Here is a 22959-nt window from a genome sequence, read left to right on the forward strand (position 1 = left end):
TAGTTTTGTTAGAATATTTGCTTTTATTTTGATAGCTAAAGGGAATATTATGTCTTCTTTTTTAATGGAAATAGGAACAGAAGAATTACCAGCAATACCGCTTCTTAAAGAACTTCCAAACATAAAAAACAAGTTTAAACAAATACTAAAAAGCCATAGACTAGATTGTGAAGTTGAATTTTTTTATACCCCAAGAAGGTTAGTGCTAATTTCAGATAACTTCCCAACTTCACAAAAAGAAGAGATTTTAGAATTTTTTGGTCCCCCTATTGATATAGCCTATAAAGATGGAAACCCAACACAAGCAGCACTGGGTTTTTTTAAAAAATGTGGAATTAGCGAAAATGAAACACAAATAACAACAAAGGATAATAAAGAAGTCCTATATTGCAAAAAAGAGGCAATTAGCAAAAATAGTAATGAATTAATACAAGAAATATTAAAAGAATTTTTAGATTCATTAAACTTTGGTAAAGCAATGCGTTGGGGAAGCAATACGGAGAGCTTTATTAGACCTATTAAATGGATTTTATGTATGATTGATAACAAACTAGTCCCTCTAGAAATCTTTGGCATAAAATCATCACAAGTAACTTATGTGCATAGAAATATTTCATACGAATCTAAACATGTGAGTAGTATAGATTCATACCTACAAACTCTACAAAATGGCAAAGTGATCCTAAACCAACAAAAAAGAGAAGAAAAAATCCTAAATGAAATTGCAATAATAGAAAAAGAAAACAACATAAAAGTAGAAATAGACAAAGAATTGCTAGATGAAATAGTAAGTATCACAGAATATCCAACAGCACTTTTTGGTAATTTTAGTGAGCATTTTTTAGAGATTCCAGCACCTTGCATTATTACTTCTATGAAGGTAAATCAAAGATATTTTGCAACCTATAAAGATTTAAAGCTATACAATGGGTTTGTCATGGTGCAAAATAGCCTTAGTGAGAATCCTAAAACAATAATCGAAGGAAACTTAAAAGTATTACACGCAAGATTAGAAGACGCCCTATTTTTCTATCATAATGACTTAAAGGCTGGGTTAGATGAGAATAAATTAGTAAACATAACTTTTGTCGAAAATCTAGGAAGTATGCTAGATAAAACAAAAAGAGAAGTGGAAATCGCAAAGATACTATGCGATATATTTAAAGAAGAGCTATTAAAAGAATCTAATGATTTTGGATTAATACAAGAACTAATAATACAAGCCACAACATTATCAAAGACAGATTTAACAAGTGAGATGGTGTATGAATTTACAGAATTACAAGGGATAATGGGCTATTACTATGCAAAAGAGTTAAGATATGATGATAGAGTAGCACTTGCAATAAAAGAACAATATCTACCAAACTCTGAAGATAGTGAGTTGCCAAGCAATTTAATCTCTGCAATTATTGCCCTATCACATAAACTTGACAATCTTTTTGGGTTATTTAGTATAAATAAAATTCCAAGTGGCTCTAAAGATCCATTTGCTTTAAGAAGGGCAGCAAATGGAGTTATAAAAATAATAATTCACTTTAATTTAAACTTCAAATTAAAAGAAGTGTTTAATAATCTAAGGTATCTATATAAAAACTTTGAGCTAAAAATGCTTGAAGAATTCATCTTAGAAAGACTTGAATCCACACTGCCATACAATCCATCAATAATTCGTGCAATACTTGCCTCAAATGAAGATGATTTGTTAAACATATACTTAAAAGCAGAAGCACTAGAATCATCGCTTCAAAGCCAAGACAAAACAATGCTAATGCAAACTTTCAAACGACTTGCTAATATTATAAAAGATGTCAATTTTGATAACTTAAATATACAAGAAGATAAACTAATTGCAACTGAAGAAATAGAGCTATACAACGAATTTGTAAAGTATAAGAATAAAACTTTTGATAATAGTGACTTTAAAGGAAGAATTGATTATTTACTCTCACTAAATCAAGTATTATCAAGATTCTTTGATAAGGTATTGGTAAATGCTCCAGATGAAACATTAAAAACAAATAGAAAGAATCTAATAGCACAAATATACATGGCGTTTTTCAACATTGCTGATATAAAAGAAATAACTCTATAATGAATCTAAAAACACTGCAAAACAGGATAGATAAAAAAAAGAAAAGTTATCCAATGGAGTGGCTAGGCAGAAGCCTAGCATACACTCCATATCAGCCAAGAGAGCTAAAAGATTCCTTTAAAAAAACACAAACCTTTACACCAAAACAAATTATAAAACTACTAGATGATGATTTTTTAAATATAGCAAAGAGCAAAGAACAGGTAGTAAGTGCATTTATGTTAGAAAGCTTGGATAATCTAGCATACATAAGACGATATACCAATATTCCTCTAATTTATGACTTCATAATAATTGATGAATATCAAATACTAGAATCTCTTGTGTATGGTTCTGATGCAATAGTATTGAGAGCTGATATACTAAACCAAAAAGAATTAAAAAACTTAAGTGATTTTGCACTAAAACTTGGATTAGAGAGAATATTCAAAATAAATTCAAAGAATGATTTAACAAAAGCCATTTTTGCAAAAAGTGATATACTGCTAGTAGAAAATGAAAATCTAATAGAACTAATACCAAACAATAAAATAATCATATCATCAACCATCAATGATAATAGCATTGACACAAATATAATTTAAGCTTTATTTAAATTATATTTGGCTACAAACTCTATTTTATTAGAAAACTAGGAGATATTATGTCGTTAATGATAAACGAAGAATGTATCGCATGTGATGCATGCAGAGAAGAATGTCCAAATGATGCTATTGAGGAGGGAGATCCATATTACATGATAGATCCAGAGTGTTGCACAGAATGCTATGGATATTACGATGAACCGGCATGTTTATCTGTGTGTCCTGTAGATTCAATTGTACCAGACCCAGATAATGTAGAAACACTAGAAGAATTAAAATTCAAACATTCTCAACTAAACAAAGACAATTAATGGCTAAAATTACTGCCGTAATTGATATAGGCTCCAATTCAGCTAGAATGGCTATTTTCGAGAAAACCAGTCATTTTGGTTTCCATTTAATTTATGAAACAAAAAGCAAAGTTAGAATCTCTGAAAATAGCTATCAAAACAATGGCTACCTACAAAAAGAACCAATATCTAGGACTATAGATGCACTACAAGACTTCCTAAATATTGCCAAATATCACAAAGCAAGAAAAATATTTTGCGTTGCAACCTCTGCTGTAAGAGATGCACCAAATAAAAATATACTATTAGCAGAAGCAAGGAAAATAGGACTAAACATAAAAGTCATAAATGGTGAATCTGAAGCATACTTTGGAGCGATAGCCGCATTAAACTTATTGCATTTTAACGATGGTATCACAATTGATATAGGTGGTGGTAGCACAGAATGCGCATTAATAAAAGAAGGCAAGATAATAGACAAAATCTCTCTTAATCTAGGTACAATAAGATTAAAAGAATTGTTTTTTGATAAGCTAGATTATAATGGAGCATATAAGTTTGTAAAAGATTCCTTATCGCAATTACCAGAACATTTTAAACACAAAAGAGTCTTTGCCATAGGTGGAACTGCAAGGGCACTAAGCAAAGCCATCTTAAAGCATACAAAATATCCACTAAATAGCCTACATGGATTTTCATATCCATTTTTAGAGCATCATTTGTTTTTTGAGAGCATATGCACGAGTTCACAAAAAAACTTAACAAAGCTAGGAATTAAAGAAGATAGACTAGATTCAATACAAGGCGGAACTTTGATATTTCATCTTGCATTAAATAAATTTGGAGCAATAGAAGTCATAACAAGCGGCGTTGGTATAAGAGAGGGGGTATTTTTAAATGATCTTTTACGCAATAGCGATGGACGATTCCCAAAGAACTTTAACCCAAGTGTGCGAAATATAAAAGATAGATTCATAAAAAATAAAGAAAAATCAAAACACACAAAACTAATAATGACAAAATTACTAAAAACAATGCAAAACACGGAAATACAACCATTCTACAAACATCTGTTCATAGCAAGTGAATTAAGTGATATAGGAATCTCGCTAAACTTCTATGAAAAAAATCATCATGGTGGATATATTGTATTTAACGCCCTAAATTACGCACTAAGCCACCAAGATAGACTACTAATTGCAACACTAATAAAGTATATAAACAAAAAAATACCAAGCATATTAGAATATGAAGAATTACTCCCATCATCTAAGATTTTAAATATTTTAGTATTTTTGCTATCTCTTAGCGATGTTTTAAGCTATGCAAAAAACCCAAAACTAATCAATATAACAACAAATGAAGATAGCCTAAGCACTACAATTAATATACAAATGGAAGATTCATATATCACAAAAGAAAAACTAAACAAACTAAACATACCACCATTTTTTAAAATTAACCTATGCTAAGAATTGCGATAATCCGCTTAAGTGCGATGGGAGATATAATACATAGTGTAAGTATCTTGCCTCATTTATTGGAAGGCTTAGTCAAACAACATAAACAAATACACATTTCATGGTATGTAGATTCTGCCTTTAGTGATATTTTAGAAGATTCACCTAATATAAATACACTAATAAAAATCCCGCTAAAACAATGCATAAAAGACAAAAATATAAAAGAACTATACAAAATCTACAAAGAATTAAAATCACACAAATACGATGTCGTGCTTGATTTTCAAGGACTAATAAAATCAGCACTAATAGGAAAAATATTGCAAAGCAAAGAATTTGTAGGATTCAACAAAAATAGCATAAAAGAGCCTATCGCATCAATTTTTTATACCAAAAAAATAGATATACCATATGAAAAACACATTCTATTAAGAAATGCCACATTAGCCTTTAGAGCATTTAATCTAACTCCACCAAGCTTGGAAGTGCTACTTAAAACAAAACCATTTTTAGGCTTTAAAGAACATAACTTTAATATAAATGAAGACACAAAGATTCTGCTAGCATTAGAAACTTCTAAAAAAAACAAAACATACAACTTAGAATCTTATTTAAAACTAGTGCAATTATTCAACCAAATAAATATAAAACCGATACTACTAAGCTATGAGACCAAGATAGATTCAAGCGACAACTACTACAACATACACGCACCAAAGCTAGAAAGTATAAAATCCCTAATATCCCAAATGAATCTAGTAATAGGTGGAGATACGGGTATTGTGCATCTAGCTTGGGCATTAAATATCCCATCAATTACTCTCTTTGGAGCTACACCATCTAGTCGATTTTCACTCACAACTCCTAAAAATCTCCACATACAAGCCAATAAAAATGCCAACTATGACAAAAATGACTTTAGCATAAATGATATACTGCCAAGAGAGATTTTTGATTTATCACTAAAGATTCTAAATGAAAGGCAACAATGAAAGCTAAAATATGTTTTATATTTTTTAACTCTCTTGGATATTTATTTTTATACATGCCTCATTTTCTAAGGCTAGGTATTGCAAAGCTTATTGCCTTTATTTTATGCACACTAGATAAAAGACGCAAAAAGGATTTAATAGCAAACCTAAACTTTGCATATAACAACACGCTAGATGAACACACAAAGCAAGAGATAATAAAAACAAACTATCTAAACTTAGTCTATAACACAATATTATTTTTTGTATTAGCAGTAAACAGTAAGCAAAGAATCTTAAATATGATAGATATAGAAAATCCACAAATAATACAAAATCTACTAGACAATGATGAATACATAGTCTTTGTAACTGCACATTATGGGAATTGGGAATATGCAACACCGGCTTTTAGTTGCTATTTCAACCACAAAATAACCGCAGTTGCTAGAATGACAAAATATCAAATAATAAACAAATATCTAAAATTTGTTAGGTCAAGATTCAATATAGAAATATTAGATAAAAAAGGTGCTGCAATACCACTTATAAAAGCACTAAAGAAAGATAGAGTAGTAGGAATAGTAACAGACCAAAACACTGCAGATAATGAAGGAAGATTGGTAGAATTTTTCTCTAAAAAGGTGCGACACACGCCGATTGCCTCACTCTTAGCTATAAAATATAATGCAAAAATTGTGCATTTTTTCTCCTACTATTCAAGTGATTACAAAAGATTAAAAATAAAGATTCTTCCTCCAATAGAATTCCAAAAAACAAATAACACAGAAGAAGATATACAAAATCTAACACAAATACAAAGCACAATACTAGAACAAATAATAAAAGAAAATCCAAAAGAATGGCTATGGTTTCATAGAAAATTCAAAAATCAATATGAGGAGATTTATAGATGAACAAAATTTCAGCTGTAATTCTCACTAAAAACTCACAAAGGCTATTAAAAGAAGTATTAGAATCTCTAGTCAAGCTAGATGAGGTAGTAATCTTAGATAATGGCTCAAATGATGAGACTATAAATATAGCCAAAAGTTTTCAAAATACTTCCATACATTACAATGACTTTATAGGATTTGGTGAGCTAAAGGCACTTGGAAGCCGACTCGCTAAGAATGACTGGATACTAACAATAGATAGCGATGAAATTGCATCAAGCACACTAATAGATGAAATACTAAATCTAAACCTAAAAAACGATACTTGTTATAGCTATGATGTAAAAAATTACTTCAATGATAAGCATATTTATAGTTGTGGCTGGGGTGATGATAGATGTATAGGGCTTTATAATAAAGAATATTATGAATTTAATGACGCAAAAGTGCATGAGAGAATAATTCCACTAAAAAACACACAAAAAACAATAGCACTAAAAGGACATATATCCCACTATCCATATGAAAACATAGAATCTTTTTTAGACAAAATGCAAAAATACTCTACACTATATGCAAATGGCAACAAACATAAAAAAAGCAGTATCACAAAAGCACTAACTCACTCTATATGGGCATTTATAAAAAGCTATCTTTTAAAGAAAGGATTCTTGCAAGGATATGAGGGATTTATCATTAGTGTTTATAATTCACAATGTTCATTTTGGAAATATATAAAATTATATGAGGTAAAGTGTGAAAATACTAATAATTAAGCTAAGAAATATAGGTGATGTATTATTAATAACTCCATTATTTGAGAATCTAAAAGCACATTTTCCAAATTGCCAAATAGACTGCTTAGTGAATTCTAACACAAAAGACATATTGCCAAGAGAGCCGATAAACAAAATATTAACACTAGATAAAAAAGGAAGTAAATTAGAGAGATTAAAGAGAGAATTAACTCTGCTAAAAGACATAAAAAATGCAAAATATGACATTGTCTTAGGGCTTACAAATGGTGATAGAACTGCATTTTTAAGCTTTATTAGTAAAGCTAAAATAAGAGTTGGATTTACACCTAAGAATCTATGGTCAAAATACTTCTATACTCATAACTTAACATACAAACATCAGCACACAATAGAGAGCAATTTAGATTCACTAAGAATCCTAAACATACCAATAATAAGCAAAAAAGTAATCTCAAATACCGCAGATAGCTTTAAAAATGAAATCAAACTACCACAAAGATTCATACATTGTCATTTTTTTAGCAATTGGTTTTTTAAGTGTCTTAGCGATGAATTTTGTGCCACAATAATAAAATTAATAGAAGAAAAATACAAAACAAAATGTATCCTAACCCTATCAAACGCACAAAAAGAAGCACAAAAGCTAGCAAATATACAAAAAATATACAAAAAAGAAATCACATATTTTAACAATCTAAGCCTACCTGAAGTATCACTATTAAACAAAAAAGCATTAGCATTTGTAGGGGTAGATACTGCCATTATGCATTTAAGTGGGGCAAACAACATACCTTCTTTTGCTTTCTTTGGTCCTAGCTCAGTTAGAGAATGGGGAGTGTGGGATAATGATATAGCTAGTGGATATGACAATGATTTTGGGATTCAAAGAATAGGAAAGCACACAATATATCAAGAATCCCTATCTTGTATCCCATGCCATAGAGCTGGTTGTAATGATTCTAAAATCAGTAAATGCCTAGTAGGGATACAAGAAAACTTAGCCTTAAAAACACTAGAAGATTTTTTAGGCAAATTATCACTTGTCAATCCCTAACTCTTTTGCTAAGAATCTCCCAGTATGACTTCCTGTTTTTTTATATCTTTTAGAAATTCTTTCTGGTGAGCCCATATCCACTATATTTCCACCTTGACTACCACCTTCAGGTCCTATATCGATTATAAAATCAGCGTTCTTTATCATATCTAAATTATGTTCAATTACAATCACACTATTACCGAGCTCTGTTAAATGATGCAATACATTTACAAGCCTATCTACATCAGCAAAATGCAACCCTGTCGTTGGCTCATCTAGTATATATAATGTATTTCCAGTATCTTTTCTGCTTAACTCTTTTGCTAATTTTATTCTTTGAGCCTCACCACCACTTAGGGTTATTGCATTTTGTCCAAGAGTTATATAACCAAGCCCAACATCTTTTAGTGTTCTTAACTTTTGATAAATCTTTGGAATCTTAGAAAAAAATTCACATGCTTCATCGACACTCATCTCTAAAATTTGTGCGATATTTTTCCCTTTATATTCTACTTCTAGCGTTTGAGCATTATATCTAGTGCCATGACAACAATCGCATTTCACCATGATGTCTGGCAAAAAGTGCATTTCGATTTTTATCTCACCCTCACCTTGACACTTCTCACATCTACCACCCTTTACATTGAAACTAAAGCGACTTATAGAATAATTCCTTATTTGTGCTTCTTTTGTTTGTGCAAATATCTGCCTTATCTCGTCCATTGCACCTGTGTATGTTACTGGATTTGATCTTGGCGTTCTACCTATTGGACTTTGGTCTAAATATATTACCTTATCTAGTTGTTCTAATCCTAATATCTCAACTCCATCTACCTTTTTTACTTTTTTTCTATTATTTAGTAATTCTTGTGCAACTGGTAGTAGAGTTTGCAACACTAAAGAACTCTTACCACTCCCACTAACGCCAGTGATACATACGAAATTCCCAAGCGGAATCTCCACACTTAGATTATGTATATTATTTATATTTACATTATTTATTTGTATCCATTTTTCTTGGTTTCTGCGATGAAAGTATTCTATTTTCTTCTTTCCACTCAAATATTGTGCAGTTTGAGTATTACTCTTTAGAAGTTGTGTTAGATTCCCGCTAAATACAACCTCTCCACCATATTTACCAGCACCCGGACCAATATCAACTATAAAATCAGCATGCTCTATTGTTTCTTTATCATGCTCTACAACAATCACAGAATTACCCTTTTGTTGCAAACTCCTTAGTGTTTTAATAAGCTTTAGCGTATCTCTCTCATGCAGACCTATACTTGGCTCATCTAGCACATACATAACGCCAGTTAATCCACTTCCTATTTGACTTGCAATACGAATCCTTTGTGATTCACCACCGCTTATACTTCGTGCATCTCTTCCTAGTGATAAATACCCAAGCCCAACATCATATAAAAAGTATAATCTCTCGCAAATTTCTTTTAAAATCGGCTCTGCTATCATGGAATCTTGTGAAGAAAAATATTCAAAATTATTAGCATTTGCAAAAAACCCATAGCATTCAGAAATTGGCATATCTAAAATATCTCCAATGCCTTTATTTGATACCTTAACAGATAGGCTTTGAGGAAGCAATCTATGTCCATTACAATCCTCACACACCTTCTCACTCATATAATCGCTTAGCTCTTTATTATCCTTAAACATATCATAAGCAATGGATATTATCCCACTCCAAGGTCGCTTTAATTTTGTGCCTTTCCACAAAAATTCAACTTCCTCACCACTACCATAGAGGATAATTTTCTGCTCTCTTGAATCTAACTCTTCAAATAGTGCATTTTTATCTATTCCATAAACCTTACACATTGTGCAAAATAACTCATTATAATAACTTTTATTAAATCCATAAATAATCTTTATCCCACCCTCACACAAAGGAAGACTAGAATCTAGAATCTTTTTTACATCTATGCTATATCTAATCCCAAGTCCATCGCATTTTGGACATGCACCCTTTGGTGAGTTAAACGAAAAACTAAGGGGTTCCAATGGATTAAACGACACCTTGCAATCAAAGCAAGCTAAATGTTCGCTAAAATGTACTACTTCACTTTTACTATCACCTAAAATCTCAACTTCGACCTCACCATAAGATTCTTTTAGTGCCTTTTCTATTGCTTGTGCTATTCTATCTTTATTATCAACACTCACCACAAGCCTATCAATTACAACCTTTATTGTGTGTTTTTTTGTCTTAGACAATTCTATATTCTCATCAAGCCTAGTTAGAATCCCATCTATTTGGGCTCTTACATATCCCTTTTGTCTTAAAGATTCTAACTTATCAGTAAATGTCCCTTTTTTTTCTCTTATTAATGGAGATAGGATTAAAATCTTGCTTCCTTCTTCTATTTTTTGCACTTCAGAGATAATATCACTTGCATTCATTTTAGAAATAGTCTTACCGCACAAATGGCAATGTTGAGTGCCAACTCTAGCAAAAAGCAATCTCAAATAATCATAAATCTCTGTAATTGTCCCAACCGTCGATCTAGGATTCTTGCTTGTTGTTTTTTGATCAATTGCAATAGCTGGTGTTAAACCCTCTATCTTATCTACATCTGGCTTTCCTATCTTGTCCAAAAACTGCCTAGCATAACTAGATAAACTCTCAATATATCGCCTTTGACCTTCTGCATATAGAGTATCAAACGCTAATGTGCTTTTCCCACTGCCACTAAGACCAGTTAATACCACCAATTTATTCTTTGGTATGTTTAAGTTTAGATTTTTTAGATTATTTTCTTTTGCGTTTGTAATGATTATATAATCAAGTGCCGAATGCTGTTTTTTCACCAGTAAATCCCCAAAGTTAAAATTACAAAATTATATCAAAACTAAATTTTAGCCCTTGCTTTTGTTTTTTTTGAGTATCATTCTAAAAAAATTATGGAGCAAGTTTGCTATGAGCAATAAGGTTGTTATAGCTGGAAATGGTGGCTCTATTCTAAAAATAAATTACAATAGACTGCCAGATGATTTTGACACATTTAGATGTAATCAATTTTATTTTGAAGATAAATATTACTTAGGAAAAAGAGTATCAATAGCATTTTTTATATCAGAAATATTTTTTGAGCAATACTATACTGCGTTAATGTTAAATTCAAACCAAGAATACGAAATACAAAATATATTTTGTGCAAATTTAGGAATAGATAGTTTACAAAAACACTTTATTAATACATTTAACGAATTTTTTCCAGCTGCACAACTAGGATATAAATACATAAAACAAAACTTAAAAGAAATTGATATATTTATGAAGTTCAATGAAATATACAAACAACAAAGAGTAACAAGTGGAACATACATGTGTGCCATTGCAACTGCATTAGGATATAAAGAAATATATTTAGCTGGTATTGATTTATATCAAAATGGATATCAATACGCATTTAATAAACAACAACCAAATATAATCAAACTAGTGCCAGAATTTAGTCACAATAATAAGCCAATGGCTCTTTGCATACAAAAGAAATTGATATACAAATGTTACAGATACTGCAAAATAATTATGGAATAAAGATTTTCAGCATATGTGATGATAGTCCAATAACAAAATATATACCATTAGCTCCAAAAAATAAACAAAATAAAATAAAAATAGAGAATAAGCCTTCTAACTATACAAATGATATATTAATACCAAACCAACAAAGCTATCAAAAAAGGATTTGGTCAAAAACACAAACAATAGCGATAACACAACAATGAAAAAACTAATAATTAATAATTTAGTAATATCAGATTCACATACACCACTTATTGTGCCAGAAATAGGAATAAACCACAATGGTAGCCTAGAAATTGCAAAAATTATGGTAGATAGTGCAAAAAGAGCTGGTGCAAAAATAATAAAACATCAAACACATATAGTAGATAGCGAAATGATACCATTAGCAAAACAAGTAATTCCTGGAAATGCGGATATCAGTATTTATGATATTATGAAAAATTGTGCTCTTAGTAAAAATGATGAGATAAAATTAAAAGAATACGCTGAAAAATTAGGACTTACATACCTTAGCACCCCATTTTCAAAAGAAGCTGCAAACTTCTTGGAAGACATAGGGGTATGTGCTTATAAAATAGGATCTGGTGAAGCGAGTAACTATCCATTAATTAAACATATAGCAAGCTTCAAAAAACCAATGATAGTCAGCACTGGCATGAATGATATAGAAAGCATAAAAAAGACAGTTAAAATTATGCTTGACTATGAAATAAGCTTTGCGCTATTACACACTACAAATTTATACCCGACACCTCCGCATTTAATTAGACTTAATGCTATGCTAGAACTTAAAAAAGAATTTGATTGTTTAGTTGGATTAAGTGATCATAGTATAAATAACTTGGCAGCATTTGGAGCTATATCGCTTGGGGCATGTATAATAGAACGACATTTTACAGATACATACACTAGAGTTGGACCAGATATTTGTTGTTCCATGGACGAATTTCAACTTAAAGAGCTAATATATTCAAGTGAAATTTTATACAAAATGAGGGGTGGCAAAAAAGAGGCATTGAAGAGGAACAAACTACTATTGATTTTGCATTTGCTAGTGTGGTTATCATAAAAGATATTAAAAAGGTGAAATATTTAGTAGTGATAATATCTGGGTAAAAAGACCTTTAAAAGGTGGGTTGGGTGCAGAATGGTTTGATACAATAATAGGAAAAATGGCAACTAAAGATATAAATAAAAATACACAAATACATCTAGAAGATTTTCAATGAAAAAGATAGTTTTTATAACAGGCACAAGGGCTGATTTTTCTAAAATAAAATCATTAATTCATGTGTCAAACAGCCTAAATTCATACAAAACTATGATTTTTGCAACCGGAATGCATCTAAGTAAAAAATTTGGATACACCATTAAAGAAATATACAAAGAAGGCTTTAAAAATGTATTTGAATTTATAAATCACGACAAATATTACAATATGGATTTAGCCATTTCATCTACCATTGCTGGCTTTTCAAGGTATGTAGCAGAAGAAAAACCAGACCTAATAATAGTCCATGGAGATAGACTAGAATCTCTAGCAGCCGCTATCGTAGGTAGCTTCAATAATATACTAGTAGCACATATTGAAGGAGGAGAAATATCTGGGACAATAGACAATAGCATAAGGCATTCTATATCAAAATTAGCACATATACATTTAGTAAATGACAAAATAGCCAGAAAGCGTCTAATACAAATGGGAGAGCATAGTAACAGCATTTTTATAATAGGATCACCAGATCTAGAAATACTATATAACAATAAAATTAGTATAGAAATGGCAAAATCTTATTACAATATTCCATACAAAGAATATTCAATAGTTCTTTTTCATCCAGTAACCACTGAAATTTTAGATATAAAAAGACAAAGTGAAGTATTGGTAAAAGCTTTAAAAGCTAATAGAAAAAATTATATAATAATATATCCAAACAATGATTTAGGATTTGAATTTATTTTAGAAAATTATGAGAAATTAAAAAAGTTAGATAATTTTCGAATCTTTCCATTGCTAAGATTTGAATATTTTATAACGTTACTTAAACATTCACAATTTATAATAGGAAATTCAAGCTGTCTTTTAAAAGAAGCTCCTATGCTATCAATTCCTGCCATATTGCTTGGAAGCAGACAACAAGGTAGAGTTGGGGAAAACTTAACAATCAAAACAGAAATAAAATACAATAGTATATTAGATTCGATTGCAAAAATAAAAAATAAGACTATACAAAAAAATTCAAAAATTACAGTAAATAGCTCCTTGAGATTTAAAAAACTACTTACTAGAAAAACGATATTTGATATTGAAAAACAAAAAACATTTAAAGATATAATATGACTTTGGCACTGATACCAGCTAGAGGCGGCTCAAAAGGTGTTAAAAATAAAAATATGTATATTATAAATAATGAGCCTTTGATTTTTTGGACTATTAAAGCAGCCAAAGAATCTAAGTATATAGATAAGATAGTCCTAAGTAGCGATGATGACAAAATACTAAAGTTTGGAAATGACTGCGGTATAGATACATTAAAAAGACCAAAAAAACTAGCACAAGATAATAGCTCAACCGAGTCTGTATTACTTCATGCCATAAAAAACAATAATAATTTTGATAATTTTATGATTCTACAACCAACATCCCCACTAAGAACCACAAAACATATAAATAAAGCATTTAAAATATTCACAAAATCAAACGCAAATGCACTAATTAGCGTCACTCAACACGACAATAAAATATTAAAAGCATTTATAATAAACGAAAACGGCTTAACTGGAATTTGTAACAATACATATCCTTTTCTACCAAGACAAAAATTGCCAAAAGTATATTTAAGTAATGGTGCCATATATATAATCAAAAAAGATTCATTTTTACAAACAAATAACCTATGTCCTGTTAATACAAAATGTTTTGTTATGAATGATATAGATAGTCTAGATTGTGATAGTATAGAAGATTTAATATTGGCTGAACAATTTTTAAAACTATATAGTTAATATCACATTGCTACTATGTCTTTATTGTAAATATATAAATATACTTTAGTCCATTAATATAAACTTTATTGATTTTTATTACACACTTTGATACAATTTTGGTCAAAAATTAAGGAGTAAATATGGCAAAACATACTTTTCAAACAGAAGTCAATCAAATACTGGACTTAATGATTCATTCTCTATATTCTAATAAAGAAATTTTCTTGCGTGAACTTGTAAGCAACGCTTCTGACGCACTTGATAAACTACAATATCTAACACTAACAGATGAAAAATTAAAATCATTTTCTTTTACCCCAAAAATTGATATTAGCTTTGATAGCGAGAAAAATACTCTAACAATAAGTGATAGTGGTATAGGAATGAATGAACAAGATTTAATAGAAAATCTAGGAACAATCGCAAAAAGTGGCACAAAAAACTTCTTATCAAAACTAAGTGGAGACAAGAAAAAAGATTCTGCACTTATTGGACAATTTGGTGTTGGATTTTATTCAGCATTTATGGTAGCTAACAAGATTATTGTTACTACAAAAAAAGCAGGGGAAGAAGAAGCTTATGCTTGGATTAGTGATGGAAGCGGTGAGTTTGAGATTGAAAAATGCACAAAAGATTCACATGGAAGCGAAATAAAGCTCTATCTAAAAGAAGACGAAAAAGAATTTACAAGTCGCTGGAGAATTGAAGAAATAGTTAAAAAATATTCAGATCACATTCCATTCCCTATTTTTTTGCACTACACAGAAACAAAAACAGAAGGAGAGGGAGATTCTAAAAAGGAAATCATAGAAGAAAAAAACGAGCAAATCAACAAAGCTTCAGCCCTTTGGAGAGTTGCCAAAAAGGATTTAAAAGAAGAAGAATATAAAGAGTTCTACAAATCTCTAAGCTATGATAGTGCTGATCCACTAGCTTGGATTCATACAAAAGTAGAAGGTAGCTTAGAATATACAACACTCTTTTATATCCCACAAAATGCACCTTTTGATCTTTATAGAGTAGATTATAAATCTGGTGTAAAACTTTATGTAAAAAGAGTGTTTATCACAGATGATGACAAAGAGCTTTTACCTCCATATTTACGCTTTGTAAGGGGTATTATAGATAGTGAAGACTTACCACTTAATGTAAGTAGGGAAATCTTACAGCAAAACAAGATTTTAGCAACTATTAAATCTGCTTCTACAAAGAAAATATTAAGCGAAATTGAATCTTTGCAAAAAAATGACGAAAAATATTCAAAGTTCTATAAAGAATTTGGAAGATGCCTAAAAGAAGGTGTTTACAGCGATTTTGAAAACAAAGAAAAACTACTAGAGCTTTTAAGATTTACCTCAAGCAAGAGTGATGACAAAGAAATTTCTTTTAAAACCTATAAAGAAAGAATGAAAGAAAATCAAAAGTCAATTTATTTCTTGCAAGGTGAGGATTTAGAGCTTCTTAAAAACTCTCCACTACTAGAGAGTTATAAGCAAAAAGATATTGAAGTGCTATTCTTTAGTGATGAAATAGATGGAATCGTAATGCCTATGGTGCATGAGTTTGATAAAACTCCTCTTAGAAGCATTACAAGCAAAGAAGCGATGGAAGAAGTAGGCACAGATGAAATAAATGATGAAACAAAAGAAAAATACAAAAATGTATTAGAAAGAATTGGCAAAATACTTCAAAATGAGGTAAAAGAAGTAAGACTAAGTAGCAGACTTGTAAATAATCCATGCTGCTTAATGGAGGATAGTGATAATCCAAATGCTGCAATGATGAAAATGATGAAACAAATGGGTATGAATAATAATCTACCAGAAGAAAAACCAATACTAGAGCTAAATCCAAATCACAACATAATACAAAAGCTAATAGATAGCAAGAACAATGATGAAGATATGGCTTATTTATTATTAGAACAAGCAAAGCTACTAGAAGGCGGAAAAATAAAGGATATAAACTCTTTTGTAGCTAGAATCAACAAAATAATAGAAAATACATTATAGTTTTAAGAATCCTTTTATAAAAGGATTCTTGACTTTTTAAGTTTTATAAAATATAATTTCGACTTATCTTTTTACTTGTCGGGGCGTAGCGCAGTCTGGTTAGCGCACTTGGTTTGGGACCAAGGGGTCGAAGGTTCGAATCCTTTCGCCCCGACCACTTCTTAATTTTCAACTTCAAATGGTGGGCGTAGCTCAGTCGGTTAGAGCATCAGATTGTGGTCCTGAGGGTCGTGGGTTCGATTCCCATCGCCCACCCCATTTAGTTAGCCAATTTCAAATATAAAATCTCTCCGCTTTTTACATCTTTAGAGCTATTTATGCTAATTATGTTTCCAAAAAGATTCAAAGTAATCTCATAATAATCACCATAAAACACGCTCTCAATAACCTCTACTGGTATATCTGTTTTACTTGTAGATAGACAAAAATCACAAGTTCGAACAATAAAATTCTTCTTCTCTAAAAATTTCACAAGTTCATATGGCATATTCTCACAATTATGTATAAAACTAGCATTCCCTAAAAATAATGCTACTTCCATTGTCTTTGGGTTGTGGTATAGGGTATTAGGACTACCTGTGTCTATTATTTTGCCATTTTTCATAAGTGCAATATTATCCGATAAGAAAAATGCATCATCTTTATCATGTGTAACAAATATCGCACTTAAGTTATGATCCCTTATTATAGCTTTTATGTCTCTTCTCATTTGAACACTTAAGGTATGATTTAGATTCGAAAATGGTTCATCAAACAAAATAATTGTTGGTCTAAACACTATAGTTCTAGCCAATGCTACTCTTTGTGCTTGACCACCGCTAAGCTCATTTGGATATCTATCCAAAAGAGAACTTATCTGCAAAATATCTATAACCTCATCTAGTCTTTTTTTCTGTTCTTGCTTGGTTAGTTGCAAGATACCAAAGCAGATATTATCTCTAACGCTTAAATGTGGAAATAAAGCATAGTCTTGAAATAAGATTCCAACATTTCTATTTTGTGGAGATATACATCTATCTTTGCTTGAAACTAGACAATCTTTTATATAAATCTCACCACCATCAATGCTAAAAAATCCAGAAATAGCACCAAGAAACGAACTCTTACCACATCCACTCTCACCTAAAATACTAATTATCTCTCCATGCTCTAAAGATAGATTCACACCATTTAGGACATCTGTCTTACCAAATGATTTATATATATTATTAATTTTTAAAATCGCCATTTATTTCCTTTTGATTATTCTTATTTTGCAAATAATTCATTAAAAGTACAGGAATGATTCCAAATAAAACAATAATTAACGATGGTAAAGATACATTATAAATTAGCTCGTTTTCGCTATATGCAAACACCAACGATGATAGAGTTTGAAATCCACTTGGAGATAATATAGTTGAAATAGGCAATTCTTTTAGTATGTCTATGCAAATAATAACGATTGATAATGCTAAATAATTTTTTATTAAAGGAAAGTGTATATTTTTAAAAATACAAAATGGCTTGACTTTGAGTGATAAACTAGCATAATCTATATTTTTTAAGATTCTTGCATATCCACTTTGCACAGAAAAAATACCAGAAGCCAAAAATCTCACAAAATAGCCAAAAAATAAAACCAAAAACCCACCACCAACAGCATATTCAAAAGATAAAAAATCTAACACATAATTTAAAACACCAAGTATAACTAAGATTCCAACAGCAACAACAGCACCGGGCAGAGAATATCCAAGAGTTGTTATCCATATTATTATTTTAGATAGTTTGTTATCATTCATACGCACAACAAAGCATAAATAATAAGATACACACACAATCAAAATAGCACTAACAATCGATACAAAAAAGCTATAAAATGCAGGCAACATTGCATTATCTAAATTTATCAAAAAATCAAACTTAACCCAATACAAAAGCCACCATATAGGCACAATAAATGCAACAAACACCATAGAAAAGCACCATAAAAATGCTAAAAATGATTTTATTCCCTTTAATTTATCTCTTGGGGTTTGTATGAATGTATTTTGCGTATATGCCCTATTTCCTCTTTGGTAATACTCTAACAACATCAAAACTGCGATAAATATCAATAACCCAACGCTTAAAGCAACAGCACTAGTGCTATCTCCACCACTCCCCCAAGTCCTAAAAATACCGGCACTAAATGTATCCACACCAAAATACGCCACAAGACCATAATCGCTCAAAGTCTCCATAGCAACAAGTAATAATGCACCTACAATACCAACTCTACAAAAAGGCAAAACTATCTTAAAAAATATTTTTAAATTAGATACTTTTAGAGATTTTGCACTAAGTAATATATTGCCAAGCCCATATGAAAATGTATTTTTAGCAAAGAAATAAACATATGGATATAATGCAAAAGATAAAATAATAATTGCACCATAAGGATTCATTATATCAATACGCTTATCAACCCCAAATAACTCTGGTATAACTCCACCAAATTCAAACAAATCAACCCAAATAAATCCCATAACATAAGAAGGAATAGCCAATGGTAATATAAGCAACCATTCAAAGAATCTAGAAGCAAAAAAATCATAAAAAGCAATCAAATAAGCACTCAAAAGCCCAAAAACAAGACATAACAATAATGTCCCAAACAAAATAAATGTGCTACCTAAAATATATCTAGGCAACACATTTTTGGATAAATGCACTAAGGTATTAATATCAATAAATGGCACATGCAATATTATGGCAAATATTGGCAATAGCACCAAAATGCACACAAAAATAGCAACAACAGACCATTTTTTAGTTAAAAATTTCAAATGCTATTTCCTATTTCCATTGAACTTCATCAAATATCTTTAAAGATTCTTTAGCATTACCATAATATGCTTCAAAGTTTGGCTTTTCTATTTTAAACTCGCCCCAGCTTTGTAGAAGTTTATTAGGTTTTACACTTTTATTTACAGGATATTCATAGTTTTGGTTAGTTAGCATTTCTTGTGCTTTAGGACTTAGCATAAATTCTATGAATCTAACTGCTGCTTCTTTGTTTTTAGAGGTTTTTAACACACCAATTCCACTTACATTTATATGAGTGCCCCTATCATCTTGATTTGGGAAAATAACTTTAACAGAATTAAAAGCCTCTACATCTTTTTCATTCTTAGAATTAGCAAGATGTCCTAAATAATAACTATTAGAAATAGCAACATCACCTTCTTTAGCATAAATTGCACGCACTTGATCTCTATCTGCACCTTTTGGTGTTCTAGCTAGATTCTTAACTATACCACTTGCCCATTCTCTAGCCTTTTCTTCACCTATAGAATCTATCATAGAGCTAAGTAGAGAGATGTTATAAACATTGTTCGAACTTCTAACTAGCACTTTGCCTTTCCATTCTGGCTTAGTTAAGTCTTCATAAGTTTTTATAGCACCATCTTTTACTCTATCTTTTGAGGCCACTATGATTCTAGCTCTAGTTGTAAAAGCATACCATGTATTATCTTTACCTCTTAATTCTTTAGGAGATAACTCATCTAATGTTTTAGAGGTAACAGGAACAAACAAATCATTCACCCTAACTTGCTCCAAATTACCAGCATCAGCAGTCATAAATAAATCTGCTTTTGAGTTTTTACCCTCAACTTCTAATCTCTTTGCTAATTCATTTGCCTTTGCTTGAACAACATTAATCTTAATACCAGTCTCATCGGAAAAAAGCTTAAATATCCCCTTGTCCGTATCATAATGACGATGAGAATAAATAGTCAATTCTTGTGAAAATAAAAAACCAACACTAAAAAGTGATACCAAAAGCATTTTAAATTTCATTAAAATTCCTTGTCATAAAATTAAGAAACATTATTATAATTATAATGTCTTTGTAACAACTTAAAAAGTTTATATATTTTTTAACCTCAAACTATTTAAAACAACCACTAAAGAACTAAGCGACATAGATAATGCAGCAATAAGAGGTATAACAAATCCAGCCATCGCAAGAGGGATTGTAAAAGCATTATAAATAAGAGAAATTGCTAAATTTTGCTTTATAAACTTATATGTATTTTTTCCTATTATAAAAGAATCTAAAACTCCACTCATCTTAGAATCTAGCACAACCACATCACTTACACTTATTGCTAAATCTATCCCACCACCCATAGCAATCGCAATATCACTCTTGCTAAGTGCAACAGAATCATTTATTCCATCACCAGCCATAACAACAACTTCGCCTTCTTTATGTAATCTATCTATAAAATTTGCCTTATCTAGCGGAGTTTGTTTATAATAATATTCATCTATTTTTAGGCTATTAGCTACTTTTTCACAGGCTCTTTTGTTATCCCCGCTTAAAAGCACGATTCTTAAGCCTAATCCCTTTAACCTACTTATAGATTCATATGCTTCTTCTTTTATTTCATCTTCTAATATACAAAACAAAAGCAACTTGTCATTTTTAGCAAAGCAAAAAATACTGCCCTCATAATCATTATCTAAAATTTCATCACCAATAATAACTCCATACTCTAATAAAAGCTCAAAATTCCCAGCTAAAAATAAATCATTATTTATTTTTGCCACCACTCCTTTTGTGCTTATTTCTTCTATAGATGTAAATTCTAAAAACTCATAATGACAACTAAATTCATTTCTTAATGCCAAAGATATTGGGTGTGAATTTTGGTTTATAATTTGTATTAAGACTTGTAATTCATAGTTAGAATCTTTAAGATTCATAAAACTTTTCATAAACTTAATAGATAAAGCACCTTTAGTAATTGTTCCAGTCTTATCTAAAACTAGAGTTGTAGCATGAGATATAGTCTCTAACATTTTAGATTCTTTAAAGAGTATTTTTTTATTTATCGCCTCACCTATCCCAACTAGCAATGCAAGTGGTGTAGCAAGTGCTAATGCACAAGGACATGCGATAATAATAACAGATATAGCCACCATTAAACTTCTATCAAATGATGAACCTAATGCAAAATACCAAACACAAAATGCAATACCAGCCACGACAAACATCACAAGAGAAAAATACCTAGAAATATTTGTAGCTAGATTTTCTATCTTTGGGCGAGTGTTTAGAGAATCTTCTACCATATTTACAATTGAAGTCATAATAGAATTTTTAAATTGTTTACCTATTTTATAATTAAAAGCAAAATTAATAGCCATAGTCCCAGAATAGATTCTATCTCCCTTTGCTTTCTCTACTAATTCAGATTCACCACTTATAGAGCTTTCATCGCATAATGCAACTTCAGATATTAACTCACCATCTAATGCTATCCTCTCACCTGCACACACAGATACTATCTCACCTACTTCTACTTCCCTAACAGGCACACGAACACTCTTAGAATCTCTTATAACATTAACATCAAGTGGCATTTGAGAATTCAGCCTATCAAGGCTATCAGCAGCACTATTTTTACCCCTTATTTCTAAAAATTTCCCAAACAAAACAAAAGTAATAATCATAGCAACAGATTCAAAATAAGTCTCTCCACCAGTAAAACTTGCATATATCGAATAAACATAAGCCAAAGTCGCACCACTAATGACAAGCAAATCCATATTTGGCATTTTATGCCTAAAAGCTGCAATAGCACCACGCCAAAAAATAATCCCGCTAAAAAACAACACAGGCGTAGATAGCACAAACCCAGCTACATTTAGTATATCTCTCATATCATTTGAGATTCCACTAAAATATCCTGCATATTGTGCAACGGCAATCCACATAATATTCATTACACAAAAGATTCCAACACTTAACTTTATGTAATAATCTCTTTTTTCTTTTCTTGCATAATTTTCTTGCAACGATGCGTCATAAACATGTGCATCATAGCCTATTAGTCGCACTATTTTTACTATTTGTGATGGTTTTATTTTTGTTATATCAAATACAATATTTGCTTTATTGTTTGTGTAGTTTATATTAACGCTAAAGATTCCATTTTGCTTTAATAATATCCTCTCATTAAGCCAAATACAAGCAACACAATGAATCTTCTCTAAAACAAGCGAAATGCTACATTTATCACCATCTTTGCTAACATACTTTTCTATAAATGCTTCTGTGTCATATTGATTAAGTGAGCTTGTATTTTTAGATACCGGACTTAGCGTATTACTCCCAAGCTTATCATAAAACCCACCTAAATCCTCACTATCTAAAAGTCTATACACACCCTCACATCCATTGCAACAAAAATACTTATCTTTACCATTTATATTTGCAATATGCAAAGAATCATCATCAAACTCTAAATGACAATGATCACATTTTCTCATAATTTAT

General features: G+C 30.6%; 18 protein-coding genes, 2 tRNA genes and 1 pseudogene. 16 read left to right on the forward strand and 5 right to left on the reverse strand.

Annotated elements, in window-relative coordinates; genetic code table 11:
• Positions 1-49: 49 nt before the first annotated feature.
• Genes glyS through PF022_RS02090 form a run of 8 tightly spaced genes read left to right on the forward strand, consistent with a single transcriptional unit; the run spans position 50 to position 8111 of the window.
• Entirely contained in the window at positions 50-2095 is a 2046-nt protein-coding gene (glyS, locus tag PF022_RS02055) for a glycine--tRNA ligase subunit beta (RefSeq protein ID WP_271022643.1), read from the forward strand.
• Positions 2095-2679, forward strand: a complete 585-nt coding sequence (locus PF022_RS02060) for a hypothetical protein (protein ID WP_271020756.1) — start codon at positions 2095-2097, stop codon at positions 2677-2679. Before glyS ends, PF022_RS02060 begins: the two co-directional genes overlap by 1 nt.
• 59 nt (positions 2680-2738) lie before the next feature.
• Positions 2739-2990 (forward strand): YfhL family 4Fe-4S dicluster ferredoxin, encoded by a 252-nt coding sequence (locus PF022_RS02065; protein WP_271020755.1) that lies wholly within the window; start codon positions 2739-2741, stop codon positions 2988-2990.
• Positions 2990-4441 carry a Ppx/GppA phosphatase family protein gene (locus PF022_RS02070; RefSeq protein ID WP_271020754.1) on the forward strand — a complete coding sequence of 484 codons (1452 nt, stop codon included), beginning with the start codon at positions 2990-2992 and terminating at the stop codon, positions 4439-4441. Before PF022_RS02065 ends, PF022_RS02070 begins: the two co-directional genes overlap by 1 nt.
• Positions 4435-5424, forward strand: coding sequence for a lipopolysaccharide heptosyltransferase I (gene waaC / locus PF022_RS02075; RefSeq protein ID WP_271020753.1), 990 nt, complete (start codon positions 4435-4437; stop codon positions 5422-5424). Before PF022_RS02070 ends, waaC begins: the two co-directional genes overlap by 7 nt.
• A complete protein-coding gene (locus PF022_RS02080) occupies positions 5421-6320 on the forward strand; it encodes a lipid A biosynthesis lauroyl acyltransferase (RefSeq protein ID WP_271020752.1) in 900 nt (299 codons plus the stop codon). The genes waaC and PF022_RS02080 overlap by 4 nt, the downstream gene beginning before the upstream one ends.
• Positions 6317-7075, forward strand: coding sequence for a glycosyltransferase family 2 protein (locus tag PF022_RS02085; protein WP_271020751.1), 759 nt, complete (start codon positions 6317-6319; stop codon positions 7073-7075). The genes PF022_RS02080 and PF022_RS02085 overlap by 4 nt, the downstream gene beginning before the upstream one ends.
• Positions 7056-8111, forward strand: coding sequence for a glycosyltransferase family 9 protein (locus PF022_RS02090; protein WP_271020750.1), 1056 nt, complete (start codon positions 7056-7058; stop codon positions 8109-8111). The genes PF022_RS02085 and PF022_RS02090 overlap by 20 nt, the downstream gene beginning before the upstream one ends.
• Here PF022_RS02090 and uvrA read toward each other — a convergent pair.
• Positions 8094-10925, reverse strand: coding sequence for an excinuclease ABC subunit UvrA (gene uvrA, locus PF022_RS02095; RefSeq protein ID WP_407081403.1), 2832 nt, complete (start codon positions 10923-10925; stop codon positions 8094-8096). The genes PF022_RS02090 and uvrA overlap by 18 nt on opposite strands.
• Before the next feature lie 106 nt (positions 10926-11031).
• On the opposite strand from uvrA, the gene PF022_RS02100 reads away from it, so the two are divergent.
• From PF022_RS02100 to PF022_RS02130, 8 genes and pseudogenes are all read left to right on the forward strand, one after another.
• Complete coding sequence (locus tag PF022_RS02100; protein WP_271022645.1) at positions 11032-11655, forward strand: alpha-2,3-sialyltransferase; 624 nt, start codon at positions 11032-11034, stop codon at positions 11653-11655.
• Positions 11622-11846 (forward strand): alpha-2,3-sialyltransferase, encoded by a 225-nt coding sequence (locus PF022_RS08890; RefSeq protein ID WP_442908570.1) that lies wholly within the window; start codon positions 11622-11624, stop codon positions 11844-11846. The genes PF022_RS02100 and PF022_RS08890 overlap by 34 nt, the downstream gene beginning before the upstream one ends.
• A pseudogene (locus PF022_RS02105) lies at positions 11843-12875 on the forward strand (N-acetylneuraminate synthase family protein). Before PF022_RS08890 ends, PF022_RS02105 begins: the two are co-directional and overlap by 4 nt.
• The gene (neuC, locus tag PF022_RS02110; RefSeq protein WP_271022648.1) at positions 12872-13987 is read left to right on the forward strand and encodes a UDP-N-acetylglucosamine 2-epimerase; all 1116 of its coding nucleotides are present in this window, start codon (positions 12872-12874) and stop codon (positions 13985-13987) included. Before PF022_RS02105 ends, neuC begins: the two are co-directional and overlap by 4 nt.
• Positions 13984-14652: an acylneuraminate cytidylyltransferase family protein gene (locus PF022_RS02115; protein WP_271022649.1), complete on the forward strand. Its 669-nt coding sequence runs from the start codon at positions 13984-13986 to the stop codon at positions 14650-14652. The genes neuC and PF022_RS02115 overlap by 4 nt, the downstream gene beginning before the upstream one ends.
• Before the next feature lie 122 nt (positions 14653-14774).
• Positions 14775-16646, forward strand: coding sequence for a molecular chaperone HtpG (htpG, locus tag PF022_RS02120; RefSeq protein ID WP_271022651.1), 1872 nt, complete (start codon positions 14775-14777; stop codon positions 16644-16646).
• 79 nt (positions 16647-16725) lie between these two features.
• Positions 16726-16803: transfer RNA gene (locus tag PF022_RS02125), tRNA-Pro, on the forward strand.
• Between the two features lie 24 nt (positions 16804-16827).
• Positions 16828-16904 (forward strand) — tRNA-His (locus PF022_RS02130).
• A gap of 1 nt (position 16905) precedes the next feature.
• On the opposite strand, the gene PF022_RS02135 is transcribed toward PF022_RS02130, so the two are convergent.
• The 4 genes from PF022_RS02135 to PF022_RS02150 form a co-directional block, all read right to left on the reverse strand.
• A complete protein-coding gene (locus tag PF022_RS02135) occupies positions 16906-17874 on the reverse strand; it encodes an ABC transporter ATP-binding protein (RefSeq protein ID WP_271020744.1) in 969 nt (322 codons plus the stop codon).
• On the reverse strand, positions 17855-19456 hold the full coding sequence (locus PF022_RS02140) for an ABC transporter permease (protein ID WP_271020743.1): 1602 nt from the start codon (positions 19454-19456) through the stop codon (positions 17855-17857). Before PF022_RS02140 ends, PF022_RS02135 begins: the two co-directional genes overlap by 20 nt.
• A gap of 10 nt (positions 19457-19466) precedes the next feature.
• A complete protein-coding gene (locus PF022_RS02145) occupies positions 19467-20471 on the reverse strand; it encodes a Fe(3+) ABC transporter substrate-binding protein (RefSeq protein WP_271022653.1) in 1005 nt (334 codons plus the stop codon).
• 69 nt (positions 20472-20540) lie between these two features.
• Positions 20541-22952, reverse strand: a complete 2412-nt coding sequence (locus PF022_RS02150; RefSeq protein WP_271022654.1) for a heavy metal translocating P-type ATPase — start codon at positions 22950-22952, stop codon at positions 20541-20543.
• Positions 22953-22959 lie beyond the last annotated feature (7 nt).

The sequence above is a fragment of the Helicobacter sp. WB40 genome (genome assembly GCF_027859275.1).
Taxonomy (GTDB): domain Bacteria; phylum Campylobacterota; class Campylobacteria; order Campylobacterales; family Helicobacteraceae; genus Helicobacter_D; species Helicobacter_D ibis.

Bases quoted from the DNA above. Each gene is read 5' to 3' on its own strand.
- PF022_RS02065 (WP_271020755.1), top strand. From the start codon at position 2,739: ATGTCGTTAATGATAAACGAAGAATGTATCGCATGTGATGCATGCAGA.
- PF022_RS02145 (WP_271022653.1), bottom strand. From the start codon at position 20,471: ATGAAATTTAAAATGCTTTTGGTATCACTTTTTAGTGTTGGTTTTTTA.
- glyS (WP_271022643.1), top strand. From the start codon at position 50: ATGTCTTCTTTTTTAATGGAAATAGGAACAGAAGAATTACCAGCAATA.
- PF022_RS02115 (WP_271022649.1), top strand. From the start codon at position 13,984: ATGACTTTGGCACTGATACCAGCTAGAGGCGGCTCAAAAGGTGTTAAA.
- neuC (WP_271022648.1), top strand. From the start codon at position 12,872: ATGAAAAAGATAGTTTTTATAACAGGCACAAGGGCTGATTTTTCTAAA.
- PF022_RS02085 (WP_271020751.1), top strand. From the start codon at position 6,317: ATGAACAAAATTTCAGCTGTAATTCTCACTAAAAACTCACAAAGGCTA.
- PF022_RS02070 (WP_271020754.1), top strand. From the start codon at position 2,990: ATGGCTAAAATTACTGCCGTAATTGATATAGGCTCCAATTCAGCTAGA.
- waaC (WP_271020753.1), top strand. From the start codon at position 4,435: ATGCTAAGAATTGCGATAATCCGCTTAAGTGCGATGGGAGATATAATA.
- PF022_RS02150 (WP_271022654.1), bottom strand. From the start codon at position 22,952: ATGAGAAAATGTGATCATTGTCATTTAGAGTTTGATGATGATTCTTTG.
- PF022_RS02100 (WP_271022645.1), top strand. From the start codon at position 11,032: ATGAGCAATAAGGTTGTTATAGCTGGAAATGGTGGCTCTATTCTAAAA.
- PF022_RS02060 (WP_271020756.1), top strand. From the start codon at position 2,095: ATGAATCTAAAAACACTGCAAAACAGGATAGATAAAAAAAAGAAAAGT.
- PF022_RS08890 (WP_442908570.1), top strand. From the start codon at position 11,622: ATGTTACAGATACTGCAAAATAATTATGGAATAAAGATTTTCAGCATA.
- PF022_RS02080 (WP_271020752.1), top strand. From the start codon at position 5,421: ATGAAAGCTAAAATATGTTTTATATTTTTTAACTCTCTTGGATATTTA.
- htpG (WP_271022651.1), top strand. From the start codon at position 14,775: ATGGCAAAACATACTTTTCAAACAGAAGTCAATCAAATACTGGACTTA.
- PF022_RS02135 (WP_271020744.1), bottom strand. From the start codon at position 17,874: ATGGCGATTTTAAAAATTAATAATATATATAAATCATTTGGTAAGACA.